The sequence below is a fragment of the Ramlibacter sp. G4-7 genome (genome assembly GCF_057784995.1).
In genome coordinates this window covers 62,304-76,310 of record NZ_JBYNTT010000012.1, presented here as the reverse complement: position 1 = coordinate 76,310, position 14,007 = coordinate 62,304, and the positions used below count along the sequence as shown (strand labels likewise).

The following is a 14,007-nucleotide window of genomic DNA, read 5'->3' as shown; positions in this document are numbered from 1 at the left end:
GATGAACATCCTCAAGACCCTCCTGGCCGCGGCCGCCTGCGCCGTGCTGCCGTTGACCGCGTCCGCGCAGGCGCCCTTCCCTGCCAAGCCGGTGACGCTCATCGTGCCGAACGCGCCGGGCGGCGCCATCGACATCCTGGCGCGCCTGCTGGAGAAGAACCTGAGCGAGACCTGGAAGCAACCGGTGATCGTGCAGTACAAGCCGGGCGCCGGCACGGTGATGGGCACGGACTTCGTCGCCAAGTCGGCGCCGGACGGGTACACGATCGGCATGGTGATCACCGGCCACATGATCAATCCCAGCCTGCGCAGGAACATGCCCTTCGACACGCTGAAGGACCTGTCCGGCGTATCGCTGCTGGCCACCTCCCCTATCGTGCTCACGGCCTCGCCCAAGCTGCCCGCGAACGACATGAAGGAACTGATCGCGCTGGCCAGGAAAGACAAGCTGAGCTATGCGTCGCCCGGCAGCGGCAGTTCCATGCACCTGGGTGCGGAGCTGCTCAAGACCACCGCCGGCATCGACCTGCTGCACACGCCGTACAAGGGTGCGGGCGGGGCCTATCCCGACGTCATGTCCGGGCGCGTGGACCTGCTGGTCGACCCGCTGTTCTCCTCGCTGCCGCACATCAAGTCCGGCGGCCTGAAGCCGATCGCGATCATGAGTGCGAAGCGTTCGCCGATCGCGCCCACCATCCCCACCATCTCCGAGACCCTGCCCGGCTTCGTCGTGGAAAGCGTGTTCGGCGCCGTCGTGCCGTCCGGCACGCCCAGGGCCGTCGTGCAAAAGATCAGCGCCGACATCCACCACGTGCTGGAGACCGCCGAGGTGAAGCAACGCATGGCCGACATCGGGCTCACGCCCGTGGGCAACACGCCGGAGCAGTTCGACGCCTACATCCGCAGCGAGATCCCGCGCTGGGCACAGGTCGTGAAGGCCTCCGGTGCCACGGCCGATTGAGGACAGACCCATGACATCCCGCCACTTCACCCGCCGCGCCCTCGTGGCCGCACTCGCCGCCGCGCCGCTGCTGGCGCTGGCCCAGGTTCCCGCCGGCTGGCCCGACAAGCCGGTCAAGCTGATCGTCCCCTTCACCGCCGGCGGGCCGACCGACACCGTCGCGCGCATGGTCGCGACGCAGCTCGAGGCCGCGTGGAAGCAGCCCATCGTCGTCGACTACAAGCCGGGCGCGGGCACGGTGCTGGGCACGTCTGCCGTGGCAAAGTCGCCCGCCGACGGCTACACGCTGGGCATGGCGATCTCGGCGCTGACGATCAACCCCAGCCTGCAGGCCAACCTGCCTTACGACACGAAGAAGGACATCGTCGGCGTCGCACAGGTGGCGCAGGCGCACTTCGGGCTGTTCGCGCATCCTTCGCTGCCGGTCAACACGGTGCCGGAGCTGATCGCCTACGCGAAGAAGAACCCCGATGCGCTCAGCTTCGCCACCCCGGGCGCCGGCACGGGCACGCACCTGGCCGGCGAGATGCTCGCGCACATGGCGGGGATCAAGATGGTCCACGTGCCCTACAAGGGCAGCGCCCCCGCGCAGCAGGACGTGATCGGCGGGCGCGTGCCGCTGCTGTTCGACATCCTGTATTCCTCCATGCCCTTCGTGAAGGACAAGCGCCTGAAGGTGATCGCCCTGTCGAGCCCGAAGCACGCGCTGTCCAATCCCGAGATCCCGCTGATCGCCGACACGCTGCCCGGCTTCAGCGCCATGAGTTCCATCGGCATCATCGCCCCGGCCGGCCTGCCGCCCGCGCTGTTGCACAAGATCAGCGCGGACGTGGCCCAGGCGGTGCGCAGCCCCGAACTCACGGCGCGCATGGCGACGCTGGGCCTGGAGCCGGTAGGCTCCACGCCCGAGCAGTACAACGCGCAGATCCGCGCCGAGATCGACAAGTGGGCGGGCATCGTCAAGGCCGCGAACATCAAGATCGAGTGACCGGGAGACCACCATGCCCTTGCAACTGAAACCCCTGCAGCCCTTCGCCGCCGAAGCCAGCGGCATCGACCTGCGCCAGCCCCTCACGCCGCAGCAGGTCAAGGAGATCGAGCACGCGATGGACACGCACGCGGTCCTCGTCTGGCGCAACCAGCCGCTGACGCAGCACGAGCAGATCGCGTTCGCCAAGTCGCTCGGCCCGCTGGACCTGGGCCTGCGCAAGCTCAAGGGCGGTCCGCACCGCTTCGAGTACGCGGAGCTGGCCGACATCTCCAACGTCAAGGTCGATGGCGAGGTCGCCAGCCGCGAGCACGCCAAGATCGTGGGCAACGTCGCCAACCAGCTCTGGCACAGCGACAGCTCCTTCCAGAAGCCGCGCGCCAAGTACTCCATGCTCTCCGCGGTCACGTTGCCCGGCTTCGGCGGCGAGACCGAGTTCGCCGACCTGCGCATGGCCTATGACGCGCTGCCGGACTGGCGCAAGAAGCAGGTCGAAGGCCTGCAGGCCCTGCACTACGCGCTGCATTCGCGCTTCATGCTCGGCGACACGAACTACACGGAGGAGCAACGCAACAGCATCGCACCGGCGAACTGGCCGATCGTGCAGACCGACCCGCGCTCCGGCCGCAAGATCCTGTTCGTGGGCGTGCACGCCTGCCAGGTCGAAGGCATGACGCTCGCGGAAGGCCGCATGCTGCTGATGGACCTGCTGGAACATGCGACGCAGCGCGAGTTCGTCTACCGCCACCACTGGCAGGTGGGCGACCTGGTGATGTGGGACAACACGGCAACCGTGCACCGCGGCCGCTGGTTCGACCTGGCCGAGCGGCGGGAGCTGCGGCGTGCCACGACGGAAGAAGTGCCCGCCGCGTGACCCTCGGCTAGGATGACGCGATGAGCCCACCGCGCATCGCCCTCATCCACGCCACGCCGCTGGCCGTCGAACCGATCCGCGCCGCGTTCGAGCGGCACTGGCCGGCGGCGCGGCGCATGAACCTGCTGGACGACAGCCTGTCCGTGGACCGCGCCGAGGCGGGCAAGCTCACCGACGCGCTGGTGCAGCGCTTCACCGACCTGGCGTCTTATGCGCAGCGCGCCGGCTGCGGCGGCATCCTCTTCACCTGTTCGGCCTTCGGGCCGGCGATCGAGGCGGCAGGTCGCGCGACCGGCCTGCCGACGCTCAAGCCGAACGAGGCCATGTTCGAGCAGGCACTGGCCAGCCGCCCGCGCGGGGAGACGCTCAAGCTCGGGCTGCTGGCGACCTTCCAGGCTTCGCTGGGGTCCATGGCGCATGAACTCGAGGCGATGGCCCGCACGCGCGGTACCGCCATCACGCTGCGCACCGCCTTCGTTCCCGAGGCGATGGACGACCTCGCGGCGGGCCGCCCCGCCGACCACGACCGCAAGATCGCAGCCGCGGCACGAGAACTTTCGGATTGCGATGCCGTCATGCTGGCGCAGTTTTCCATGGCCGCGGCGGCGCCTGCGGCGCAGGCGCAACTCGCCTGCCCTGTCCTGAGCAGCCCCGATTGCGCGGTGCTCGCCCTCCTGCGGACAATGCGCGATGCCTGAACCCCGCGTTCCCGCGGCGCAAGTGCGCCGCTTCCTCGCCACCGCCTTCGAAGGCCTGGGCCTGCCCCCCACCGATGCCGCCACCGTCGCCGGCCTCATGACGGAGGCGGAGGTCCAGGGCTCCGACGGCCACGGCGTGATCCGCCTGGTGCCTTACGCGCGCCGCATCCGCGCGGGCGGCCTGAACCTGAAGCCGGACATCCGCATCGTCAAGGAGAAGGCCGCCATGGCCCTCCTGGACGGCGACAACGGCATGGGCCACCTGGTGATGAAAAAGGCCGCGGAGATCGCCATCGCCAAGGCGAAGCAGTGCGGCGTCGCCTGGGTGGGCTCGCGCGTGTCCAACCACGCCGGCCCCGCCTCGCTGTACGCGCGCATGTGCCTCGAACACGACATGGTGGGCATGTACTTCGCGGTGGGCAACGCCAACCACCTGCCGCCCTGGGGCGGCCTGGACATGCTCCTGTCCACCAACCCCATCGCGGTCGCGGTCCCCGCCGGTGAAGAGCCGCCCGTGGTGCTGGACATGGCGACCACCGTGGCGGCCTACGGCAAGGTGAAGGCCAAGGCCCAGCGCGGCGAGCAGATGCCCGTGGGCTGGATGATCGACCGCGCAGGCCAGCCGCTCACCGACCCCAAGCGCGCCGAAGAGGGCTTCCTCATGCCCATCGGCGGCTACAAGGGCTACGGCCTCGCGATGGTCGTGGGTCTGCTGGCGGGCACGCTGAACGGGGCCGCGATGGGCAGCGAGGTGATCGACTTCAACAAGGACGACACCACGATCACCAACACCGGGCAAGCGATCGTCGCGATCGACCCCGACGCCTTCGGCGAGCTCGATGCCTTCAAGGCGCGCGTGGACAAGCTGGTGCGCGAGTTGCGCGCCAGCGAGCGCATGCCCGGCGTGGACCGCATCTGGATGCCGGGCGAACAGAGCCATGCGAAAAAGCTGGTGAACGAGCGCGAGGGCCTGGCCTTGCCGCTGGCCCTGCGCGAGCAGCTGGACAAGTTCGCGCGCGAGATGGGCATCCCCTTGCTGCAGGACAGCTGAACACAACACAGGAGACACGACATGCACACCCGCCGCTTCGTCCTGGCGCTCGCCGCCGGCACCCTGGCCTTGTCCGCGCACGCGCAGTCGGGCTGGCCCAACAAGCCGATCCGCCTCATCGTGCCCCTGGCCGCGGGCAGCGCGGTGGACGCCGCCGCGCGCATCGTCACGGAAAAGATGGGCCGCAACCTGGGCACCTCCATCGTGGTGGAGAACCAGCCGGGTGCGGCAGGACTGATCGGCGCCGGCAACGTGGCCAAGGCGGCGCCGGACGGCTACACCTTCGGCGGCTTCAACGACAGCATCATGACCATGGTGCCCAACATGAATCCGAAGATGCCCTGGGACATCCTCAAGGACTTCGAGCCGGTGTCGCTGGTGGCCACTGTCGAATGGGGCCTGGTGGTGCCCACGGACGCGCCCGAGAAGACGGCGGCCGACCTGATCGCCGCGGCGAAGCGCAAGCCCGGCGAGATCAACTACGGCTCGGGCGGCAACGGCAGCCCGCAGCACATCGCCATGGCGCTGTTCGCCTCGCAGGCCGGCCTGCAGATGAAGCACGTGCCCTACAAGGGCGCGACGCAGGCGGCGATGGGCGTGGCGGGCAAGGAGGTGGACGCCGCCTTCCAGGGCATCGCCACCATCACCTCGCTGGTCAAGGCCGGCAAGGTGCGCCTGATCGGCGTGACCACGCCCAGGCGCATGGCGCAGTATCCCGACGTGCCGACCGTCTCCGAATCGGGCCTGGCCGGCTTCGAGTTCAACTCCTGGTTCACCATCATGGCGCCCGCGGGCACGCCCAGGGACATCACCCACCGCATGGCGACCGAGGTCCAGAAGGCGCTGGCCGATCCGGAGGTGCGCGAGAAACTCGCGGCGCAAGGCCTCACGCCGCGAGGCAGCACGCCCGAGGAACTGGGGACGGCGACGCGCGCCCAGCTCGCCAGGTATGGCGCGCTGATCAAGGCCAACAACATCACGGCCGAATAGCGGCGGCACGCCGCAGCGCCGCGCGCGCCAGCAGGCGCGTCGAATCGAGCGTGGGCAACGGCGAGTTGCCGTCGTGCAGGATGAGGGGCAGCTCGGTGCACCCGAGCACCACGGCGTCGCAGCCTTGCGCCTGCAGGCCTGCGATCACGCCGGCGAGGTAGGCGACCTGCCCCGGTGACTGGATGCCGCAGACCAGCTCCTCCATGATCAGGCGACCCACTTCGATGCTCTCGGCCTCGGTGGGCCGCGCATGGTCCAGGCCTTGCGCGCGCAGCCGCTGCGGGTACACCTCGCTGCGCACCAGCCAGTGCGTGCCAAGGATGCCGATCTTGCGCAAGCCCCGCTCCTTGGCCGCGCGCGCGACCTCGTCGGCGATATGCAGCCAGGGCAGCGGCGAGCGCGGCTGCACCAGGTCGAACGCCTGGTGGATGGTGTTGTCCGGGCAGACGAGGAAATCGGCCCCCGCATGCGCCAGCTTCTCGGCCGAGGCCAGCATCAGGTCCGCGACGCCCTGCAGGTCGCCGGCGTCCAGCCGCTCCACGTACCGGTGCAGCGAGGGCGTGTGCACGCTCACCTCGGGATGGCGGTGCGCGCCGCCCAGGAGCTGCGCGCCCTCGATGCAGATGGTGCGGTAGCAAAGCGCCGCACCCTCCGCGGAACAGCCGACGATGCCGATGTGGCCGGCCACGGCAGCCTCAGGCCGGCAGGCCCTTCACCTCGCCCAGCACTTCGCGTTCGTAGGCATGCAGTGAAGGCAGCCCCCCGGTGTGGAGGAAGAGCAGGTTCTCGTCCGGCTTGAAGGCGCCTTCGCGCGCCAGGCCGATCAGGCCCGCCATGATCTTGCCGGTGTAGACCGGGTCCAGCGGAATGCCTTCGGTGCGCGCCAGCATCTGCACGGCTTCCACCATGCGCGCGTTCGGCACCGAATACTTCGGCTGCCAGAAGCCGCCGACGCACTGCACGTCCTCGGGCTTCACCTTCAGGGCCACCCCGAGCAGGTCGAGGACCGCCTGCGCTTCCTTGAGCACCAGCGGCTGCTGGTCGGCCGTGTCGCGACTCACGCCAATGCCGGTGATGGGGATGCGGATGTTGTTCCCCAGGAAGCCGGCGACGAGGCCGCCGTGGGTGCCGGAGCTGCCGGAGCCCACCACGATGCGGTCGATGCGCACGTCCTGCTCGAACAGCTGCTGCTGCAGTTCCTGCGCGCAGGCGACGTAGCCCAGCCCGCCGATCGCATTGGAACCGCCACCGGGAATGATGTAGCCCTTGCGGCCTTCGCGCGCGAGCTGCTCCGCCACCTTCTGCATCTCGGCGGCCATGTTGCTGCCGCCGGGCACGACGGTGATCGCCTCCACGCCCAGGAGACGGAACATGAAGTTGTTGCCGCTGGCCTGCGGGTCGTAGCTGTCGGCCACGCGCTCCTCGATCACGAAGCGGCACTTCAGGCCTTCCTTCACCGCCGCCGCCAAGGTGATGCGGCAATGGTTGGACTGCGGGGCGCCGCAGGTGACCAGGGTGTCGGCACCTTGCGCGAGCGCGTCGGCAACCAGGAATTCGAGCTTGCGCGTCTTGTTGCCGCCCGGAAAGAGACCCAGCATGTCGTCGCGCTTGATCCACACGCGCGGGCCCTTGCCGCCGGGGCAGCTGGCCGCCAGGGCCTGGGTGAAGTTGGGGAGGAATTCGAGCGGCGTCGCGAAGGGCGTGTAGCGCCGGCGGGGGAAGCGGGAGAGGTCCATGGCGGCGATGGTAGTGCAAGGGCACCGCGCCCCGGGGCAGTGCTTTCGCTTGCTACCTTGGCATCCATAACCGGCCCACTTGGGCCTGGCGCTCGCCCCATCGCTGGCCGGCGGGCTGTCCGCACCGCGCCCAGCGCCGACTGGCCCGGGAGCTACTGCGCGTTCGACGCCAGGGCGAGCGGCTCGCCGGCTTGCGTGCCTTCGACCTTGCGCAGGTTGGTGATCATCTCGTCGAGGGCGGCCACGGCACCGTCGGCGTCGCGCGCGCGCAGGCATTGCACGACCTTGCGCCGCAGCGGGAACACGTCGGGCCGGCGGCGCACCGGAAGCACGTGGGCCATGCGCTCGCGAAGGACGGCCGTCATCGTCTGCGCCATCAGGCGCAGGGCCTCGTTGTGGCCGGCCAGGGAGATCGAGGAGAAGAAGCGCGCGGTCGCCTCGATGCGCTGGGGCAGCGCCTCGGCCTCCTGGTACTGCTCGATCTCGGCGGCGGCCGCTTCGATCGCGTCCAGTTCCGCTTCGGTCGCCCGCTCGCAGGCCAGCCGCAGCAGCGTCCCGTACAGGGTGCGGTAGGCCTCGTCGATGTCGGCGGTGTCGAGCTTGCCGTCGAGCACCAGCTTGCGCAGCGACTCGGCCAGCATCATGTAGGCGCCCTTGTAGAACACCAGCGCGTGGTCGGCCGAGCCGTCGGCCATGTGCTTGACCTCGCCGATGAAGATGACGTGGTCGCCTGCCTCGTGCCGTGCATGCACCTGGCACTCGAAACTGGCCAGGCAGTCGTCGATCAGCGGCGTGCCGAGCGGGCCGGAGCGCCAGGCCACGCCCTCGAACTTGTCCACGATCTTGCTCGACGCAAAGCGGCCGGACAGCGCGTCCTGGCTCTGCGACAGGATGTTGATGGCGAAGCTCGGCGCTTCGCTGAAGGTGCCCAGCAGGCTGCTGGCCGTGCGCAGGCTGAACAGCACCAGCGGCGGCTCCAGCGAAACGGAACTGAAGGAGTTGCAGGTCAGGCCCACGGGCTGGCCCTGCGCGTTGCGCGTCGTGACGACGGCCACGCCGGTCGGGAAGCAGCCGAGCAACTGGCGGAACAGCTTGGCCTCGATGGGATCGAGCTGGGGGGTGGATGTGTTCACGATGTCGGCGTCCCCTGGCGCTTGAAAAGTTGGACGATGTTGCCTTCGGGGTCGCGCAGCGACAGCACGGCGCCATGGGAACCCATGTCGCGGGTGCCGAGCACCTCGCCTCCCGCGGCCGCGACCCGCTCGGCGGCCCCGGTGAAGTCGCCGACCTCGAACACCATCACGACGCCGGAGGTGGCGGGCACGGCTTCCTCGCGGCAGGCCAGTGCGACGCTGGTATTGCCCACGCCGTACTGGATCCAGCGGTCCTTGTCGCGGAACTTCAGCTGCAGGCCCAGGGCCGATTCATAGAAGGCATGGAGTTCGCCCGGCCGCTCGGCCACCACGAACACGTTTTGCAAGCGCTTGGGAGATTCCATGGAGCCTCACTCACTGGCCTGGTCGGCCTCGTTGTACAGGTTGGAAAGGGCTGCCTTGAGGAAACCGCCGTCCACCACGACGTCCTGGCCGTTGATGTACGCGGACGCATCGCTGGCCAGGAAGGAGACGGCCGATGCGATGTCCTCCGGACGGCCGAGGCGGCGCGCGGGGATCCGCGCGTTGCGCGTGTGCAGGACGCGCTCGTTGCGGTAATGCACTTCCGACAGGGGCGTGCGGATCATGCCGGGGCTGACCGAGTTCGCGCGGATGCCGCGGGGCCCCCATTCGACGGCCATCTGCCGCGTCAACGCGCCCAGGGCGGCCTTGGCCGGTCCGTAGGCGCCCACGCGGGTGGGCACCTGGGCGGCGATGGAGGCCACGTTGATGATGCTGCCGGCCTCGCGCTGGAACATCATGGGCACGAGGGCCTGCGCGCACAGCAGGGCGCCGCGCAGGTTCACGCTGAAGATGCGGTCCCACAGTTCGATCGGCAAGGCCTCCAGGGCGACCGGCTTGGCCGAGATGGCGGCGTTGTTCACCAGCACATCGCAGGCACCGAAGCGCTCACGCGTCAGCATGGCCAGGGCAGTGACCGACGCGGGGTCGGCAATGTCGCAGTGCACGGCCAGCATCCCATCGGTCTTGCCCGGGGTGGCCGCGTAGCTGATGTCGGCCTGCACCACGGACGCGCCGAGCAAGCGCAGGTGCTGGCTGATGGCCAGGCCCAGGCCGCCGCCGGCACCGGTGACCACGGCCACCTTGCCCTGCAGGGCCTTGCTGTCGAAAGGGGAGGAACCAGGCATGCGCTTGCCTCAGGCGGCAACGGCGTCCATGGCTTCGACTTCCTTGCGGATCGCCGGGATGATCCTCTCGCCCCACAGCTCGATCTGGCGCAGCATGGTCTTCTGGTCGCAGTCCCCCAGCTGCGTCTGCAGCGCGATGTGCTTGGGCCGCAGGATGCTGATTTCCTCCAGCATCTTGTCGATCACCTGGTTGACCGAACCCACGGGCAGGTTCTTGCGCAGTTCCTCCATGGTCGGGTCGGTGGCCGAGGGCACTTCCTTGACCATGTAGCCGTCGTCGCTCTGCGCGCGGCGGTACTTGAGGCTTTCGGAGATGCGGCGCTGGAAGCGCGCGTTGTCCAGGTAGGCGTCGATCTCGGAGGACTTGTCGGAGGCGAACGCGCAGCGCAGGAAGCCGAACTTCACGTCCTCGTCGAGGTCGGCGCCGTTGTCCTGCGCCACCTTCTCCAGGCGGCCGCGCAAGCCGGCGACGGCCTCTGTTCCGTTGAGCAGCGCCGTCACGAAGAGGTTGTGGCCTTCCCGCACGCCACGGCCCAGGGTGGTGGCGTTGCCCGAGGTGATCCACAGCGGAGGCATGGGGTCCTGCACGCAGCGCACGGCGATGGAGCTGGGCGGCAACTTCAGGTGCTGGCCGTCGTATTGCACGATCTTCTGGGTCAGGCCCTTGGGGATGATGTCCAGGAACTCGTTGAAGATGGCGAACGAGTCCTCGATCTTGACACCGAAGCGCTCGAACTCGAACTCCTGGTAGCCCGAGCCGACGCCCAGGTCCAGCCGGCCGTTGGAGACGGTGTCGACGAAGCCGACTTCGGCCAGGAAACGGGCAGGGTGGTACAGCGGCAGGATGCACACCGCCGACCCGAGGCGGATGCGCCGCGTCCTGGCCGCCGCGTGCGCGATCATCATCAGCGGCGAGGGCGACAGCGAGTAGTTGTTGAAGTGGTGCTCCGCGTACCAGGCGGTGTTGAATCCGGCCTGCTCGGCCACCACCGTCTGCTCGATGGAGTTGTGGATCACCTGCTGCGAAGTCTGGTGGTAGCCGCGCTGCTGTGCCAGGATGAAGACGCCGAATTCCATGTTTCTCTCCGCTTGGAAGTGATGTGCGATGGGGAATTCTGTGGCTGCAGCCGCAGATGGGGAATATGGAAGGAGCGCGATTCAGTTCTGCAAAAAATCGCGGAAAGGAACGCGCAGGCCGCAAAAGAAAACCGGGGCGCCTGGCCCCGGTTGTCATTCCCCGCAAGAGGGGTTCACTTGTCCTTCAGGTTGGTGTTCTTCGCCAGCCCTTGCCAGATGGCCGCGTCCTTCTTGATCGAGGCGGCGAACTGGCGGGCGTTGCGCGCCGGCGGCACCACCATGTTCTGGGCCTCGATCTTCTGGCGCACTGCATCGCTCGCCTGCAGGCGGTTGATCTCCTCGTTGAGCCGGTCGATGATGGGCTGCGGCGTTCCTGCCGGGGCGAACACGCCGTACCAGCCGTCGGCCTCGAACTTGTAGCCCTGCTCCGCCAGCGTGGGCAGGTCCTGCGTGGCAGGCCAACGCTGCGAGCCGGTCTGGCCCAGCCCCACCAGGCGGCCACTGCGCATGTGCTGCAGGGGCGACTGGATGTCGGTGAAGCCCACGCTGATGTTGTTGGCGATCAGGTCCGTGACTTCGCTCACCAGCGTCTTGTAGGCCGCATGGGGCATGTCCAGCCCGTAGTGCGCCTTGATGCCTTCCATCGCCAGGTGGCCCGACGAGCCGGTGCCCCAAGAGCCATAGCTCAGCTTGCCGGGATTGGCCTTGGCATAAGCCACCATGTCGGCCAGGTTCTTGAAGCCCGTGGCCGGGTTGGCCACCAGCAGGATGCCCGCGGCCCCGACCTGCGCGATGGGGACCAGGTCCTTTTCGGCGTCGTAGGGCATCTTGGGGTGGATCACCGGGTTGATCAGGATCGCCGACGAGGGCGCGAACAGCAGCGTGTAGCCGTCGCCCGGCGACTTGGCCACCGCGTCGCACGCGATCAGGCCATTGGCGCCTGCCTTGGGGTCCACCAGGACGGGCTGCTTGAGGACCTTGGACAGCGGCTCGGCGATGAGGCGCGCAAAGATGTCGCCGCCCGCACCAGGCGAGCCGGCGACGATGAGCTTGATCGGCCGCTCGGGCCAGGGACCGGTGTTGGCCCATGCGCTGACGCCAGCGCCCAGCATCACGCCGCCGAGCAGGACCTTGCGCCTGTTGATGGTTGTTTGGTTCATCGATGTCTCCTGTTGGATTTCGTGGCAATGAGGACCTGGCTGGATGGACACAGGCTCAAGGGTTGCGGGCCAGTTCCTTGCGGATGGCGGGAATGATTCGCTCTCCCCACAGCTCGATCTGCCTGACCATGGTCTTCTGGTCGAAGTCGCCCAGCTGGGTCTGCAGTGCGATGTGCTTGGGGCGCAGGATGCTGATCTCCTCCAGCATCTTGTCGATGACCTGGTTGACCGAGCCCACGGGCAGGTTCTTGCGCAGTTGTTCGAAGGTGGGGTCCGTGTCGGTCGGCTCTTCCCTGACCATGTAGCCGTCCTCGGAGTGCGCGCGGCGGAACTTCAGGCTCTCGGAGATGCGGCGCTGGTAGCGCGCGCAATCGAGGTAGGCGTCGATCTCGGCCTGGTTGTCCGAGGCGAAGGCGCAGCGCAGGAAACCGAACTTCACGTCACGGTCCAGGTCCTTGCCGTTGTCCGCGGCCACCTTCTCCAGGCGTTGGCGCAGTTCCCGGATGCCATCGTTGCCCTTGAGCAGCGCGGTCACGAACAGGTTGTGGTGCTCGCGCACGCCGCGGCCGAGCGCCACCGGATTGCCCGAGGTGATCCACAAGGGGGGCGCCGGCTCCTGCACGCAGCGCACGGCGATGGAACTGGGGGGAATGTCGTAGAAGCGGCCGTGGTGCTCGAAGATCTGCTGGGTCAAGCCCTTGGGCAGGATGTCCAGGAATTCGTTGTACATCGCGGCAGCCTCGGCGATGTTCACGCCGAACCGCTCGAACTCGAATTCCTGGTAGCCCGAGCCCACGCCCAGGTCCAGGCGGCCGTTGGACACCGTGTCGGCAAAACCGACCTCGGCCAGGAAACGCGCCGGCTGGTACAGCGGCAGGATGCAGACCGCCGTCCCCAGGCGGATGCGCTGCGTCTTGCCCGCCATGTGCGCCACCATCATCAGCGGCGACGGCGACAGCGAGTAGTTGTTGAAGTGGTGCTCCGCGTACCAGGCATTGTGGAATCCGGCCTGTTCCGCAACGACGGTCTGCTCGACGGAATTGCCGATCACCTGCTGCGAAGTCTGGTGGTAGCCCCGTTGCTGGGCCAGGATGAATACGCCGAACTCCATGTACAGTCTCCGCTAGATAGGCAGCCAAATTCTAGGCAGGCAGCCCGGATCGGCTATAGCCAAAACTGCAGATCTGAACCCCGAAAACCGGAGGAGTCATGGACAGGTTGCGCGCCATGGAGCTGTTCCTCTCGATCTCCCAGACCAAGAACTTCTCGGAGACGGCGCGCCGCTTCGGCATCTCGGCGACGGGGGTGTCGCGCATGATCACGCAGATCGAGGACGAGATGAAGGTCAAGCTCCTGCTGCGCTCCACGCGCCAGGTCGCGCTGACCGAGTCGGGCGAGGAGTACGCGCGCCAGCTCGAGGGCATCCTGCTGCGCATCAACGAGCTGCAGGGCAACATCACCGCCATCAGCACGGCGCCGCAGGGCCTGCTGCGCGTGCATTCGCGCATGATGTTCGGCCTGGGTGTCCTGCCGGCGCTGATCGCCGAATTCCGCAGCCGCCACCCCGCCATCCACATCGAGCTGACGCTGTCGGAAGCCCCCGTGGACCTGCGGCGCAAGCAGTTCGACATCGACTTCCGCATCTCGCCGCCGGTGGAGGCCGGCGTGAAGCGCCGCATCCTGTTCCAGAGCGACCGCCACCTGGTCGCGTCGCCCTCCTACCTCGCCCGGCGCCCGTCCTTGACGACGCCCGAAAGCATCCTCGAGCACGAGTGCCTGGCCTACCAGCGGCCCGGCGATGAATACACCTGGATGTTCAAGCAGCAGGACCAGCTGCGCGAGATCCGGTTCAAGCCCCGGCATGTGAGCAACAACGGCGTCGCCCTGCTGGAACTCGCCCGGCTGGGGGAAGGCCTGGCGCTGCTGGAGGACTACACCGTCCACAACGACATCCGTCAGGGCCGGCTGGTGCGGCTGCTCGGCGACTACCGCATCAGCAACGCGAGCTTCGACGCGGGCATGTACGCCACCATCCTGGACACGCCGATGATCCCGGCCAAGATCCGCTTGTTCCTGGACTTCGTGACGGAGCAGGTGGCGGGACCCGAATTGCGGTTTGCGGCCCATGGCAAGGCGGCGCGCAAGGGCTCGACCGCCACGGCGTAGGGGC

At 68.1% G+C, this 14,007-nt stretch carries 15 protein-coding genes; 7 read left to right on the top strand and 8 right to left on the bottom strand.

Going from position 1 to position 14,007, the window contains the following annotated elements; all coding sequences use genetic code 11:
* Window position 1: 1 nt before the first annotated feature.
* The 6 genes from AC3EGR_RS17310 to AC3EGR_RS17285 are packed head-to-tail and all read left to right on the top strand — an operon-like array spanning window position 2 to window position 5,562.
* On the top strand, window positions 2-961 hold the full coding sequence (locus tag AC3EGR_RS17310; RefSeq protein WP_488547747.1) for a tripartite tricarboxylate transporter substrate binding protein: 960 nt from the start codon (window positions 2-4) through the stop codon (window positions 959-961).
* A gap of 10 nt (window positions 962-971) precedes the next feature.
* Entirely contained in the window at window positions 972-1,949 is a 978-nt protein-coding gene (locus tag AC3EGR_RS17305; RefSeq protein ID WP_488547746.1) for a tripartite tricarboxylate transporter substrate binding protein, read from the top strand.
* Window positions 1,950-1,962: 13 nt separating this feature from the next.
* Window positions 1,963-2,823 (top strand): TauD/TfdA dioxygenase family protein, encoded by an 861-nt coding sequence (locus AC3EGR_RS17300; RefSeq protein WP_488547745.1) that lies wholly within the window; start codon window positions 1,963-1,965, stop codon window positions 2,821-2,823.
* Window positions 2,824-2,843: 20 nt separating this feature from the next.
* The gene (locus tag AC3EGR_RS17295; protein WP_488547744.1) at window positions 2,844-3,521 is read left to right on the top strand and encodes a hypothetical protein; all 678 of its coding nucleotides are present in this window, start codon (window positions 2,844-2,846) and stop codon (window positions 3,519-3,521) included.
* Window positions 3,514-4,572, top strand: a complete 1,059-nt coding sequence (locus AC3EGR_RS17290) for an Ldh family oxidoreductase (protein ID WP_488547743.1) — start codon at window positions 3,514-3,516, stop codon at window positions 4,570-4,572. Before AC3EGR_RS17295 ends, AC3EGR_RS17290 begins: the two co-directional genes overlap by 8 nt.
* 21 nt (window positions 4,573-4,593) lie before the next feature.
* Window positions 4,594-5,562, top strand: coding sequence for a Bug family tripartite tricarboxylate transporter substrate binding protein (locus AC3EGR_RS17285; RefSeq protein WP_488547742.1), 969 nt, complete (start codon window positions 4,594-4,596; stop codon window positions 5,560-5,562).
* On the opposite strand, the gene AC3EGR_RS17280 is transcribed toward AC3EGR_RS17285, so the two are convergent.
* The 8 genes from AC3EGR_RS17280 to AC3EGR_RS17245 form a co-directional block, all read right to left on the bottom strand.
* Window positions 5,549-6,250, bottom strand: a complete 702-nt coding sequence (locus tag AC3EGR_RS17280) for an aspartate/glutamate racemase family protein (protein ID WP_488547741.1) — start codon at window positions 6,248-6,250, stop codon at window positions 5,549-5,551. The two genes, AC3EGR_RS17285 and AC3EGR_RS17280, sit on opposite strands and share 14 nt — an antisense overlap.
* Window positions 6,251-6,257: 7 nt before the next feature.
* Window positions 6,258-7,298: a D-cysteate sulfo-lyase gene (gene cuyA / locus AC3EGR_RS17275; protein ID WP_488547740.1), complete on the bottom strand. Its 1,041-nt coding sequence runs from the start codon at window positions 7,296-7,298 to the stop codon at window positions 6,258-6,260.
* 152 nt (window positions 7,299-7,450) lie between these two features.
* On the bottom strand, window positions 7,451-8,431 hold the full coding sequence (locus AC3EGR_RS17270) for a flavin reductase (protein ID WP_488547739.1): 981 nt from the start codon (window positions 8,429-8,431) through the stop codon (window positions 7,451-7,453).
* Window positions 8,428-8,796 (bottom strand): VOC family protein, encoded by a 369-nt coding sequence (locus AC3EGR_RS17265; RefSeq protein WP_488547738.1) that lies wholly within the window; start codon window positions 8,794-8,796, stop codon window positions 8,428-8,430. Before AC3EGR_RS17265 ends, AC3EGR_RS17270 begins: the two co-directional genes overlap by 4 nt.
* Window positions 8,797-8,802: 6 nt before the next feature.
* Window positions 8,803-9,600, bottom strand: coding sequence for an SDR family NAD(P)-dependent oxidoreductase (locus AC3EGR_RS17260; RefSeq protein ID WP_488547737.1), 798 nt, complete (start codon window positions 9,598-9,600; stop codon window positions 8,803-8,805).
* 9 nt (window positions 9,601-9,609) lie between these two features.
* On the bottom strand, window positions 9,610-10,677 hold the full coding sequence (locus AC3EGR_RS17255; protein ID WP_488547736.1) for an LLM class flavin-dependent oxidoreductase: 1,068 nt from the start codon (window positions 10,675-10,677) through the stop codon (window positions 9,610-9,612).
* A gap of 173 nt (window positions 10,678-10,850) precedes the next feature.
* Window positions 10,851-11,837, bottom strand: a complete 987-nt coding sequence (locus AC3EGR_RS17250; protein ID WP_488547735.1) for a Bug family tripartite tricarboxylate transporter substrate binding protein — start codon at window positions 11,835-11,837, stop codon at window positions 10,851-10,853.
* Window positions 11,838-11,892: 55 nt separating this feature from the next.
* On the bottom strand, window positions 11,893-12,948 hold the full coding sequence (locus AC3EGR_RS17245; RefSeq protein ID WP_488547734.1) for an LLM class flavin-dependent oxidoreductase: 1,056 nt from the start codon (window positions 12,946-12,948) through the stop codon (window positions 11,893-11,895).
* A gap of 98 nt (window positions 12,949-13,046) precedes the next feature.
* On the opposite strand from AC3EGR_RS17245, the gene AC3EGR_RS17240 reads away from it, so the two are divergent.
* Window positions 13,047-14,003, top strand: a complete 957-nt coding sequence (locus AC3EGR_RS17240; protein WP_488547733.1) for a LysR family transcriptional regulator — start codon at window positions 13,047-13,049, stop codon at window positions 14,001-14,003.
* Window positions 14,004-14,007 lie beyond the last annotated feature (4 nt).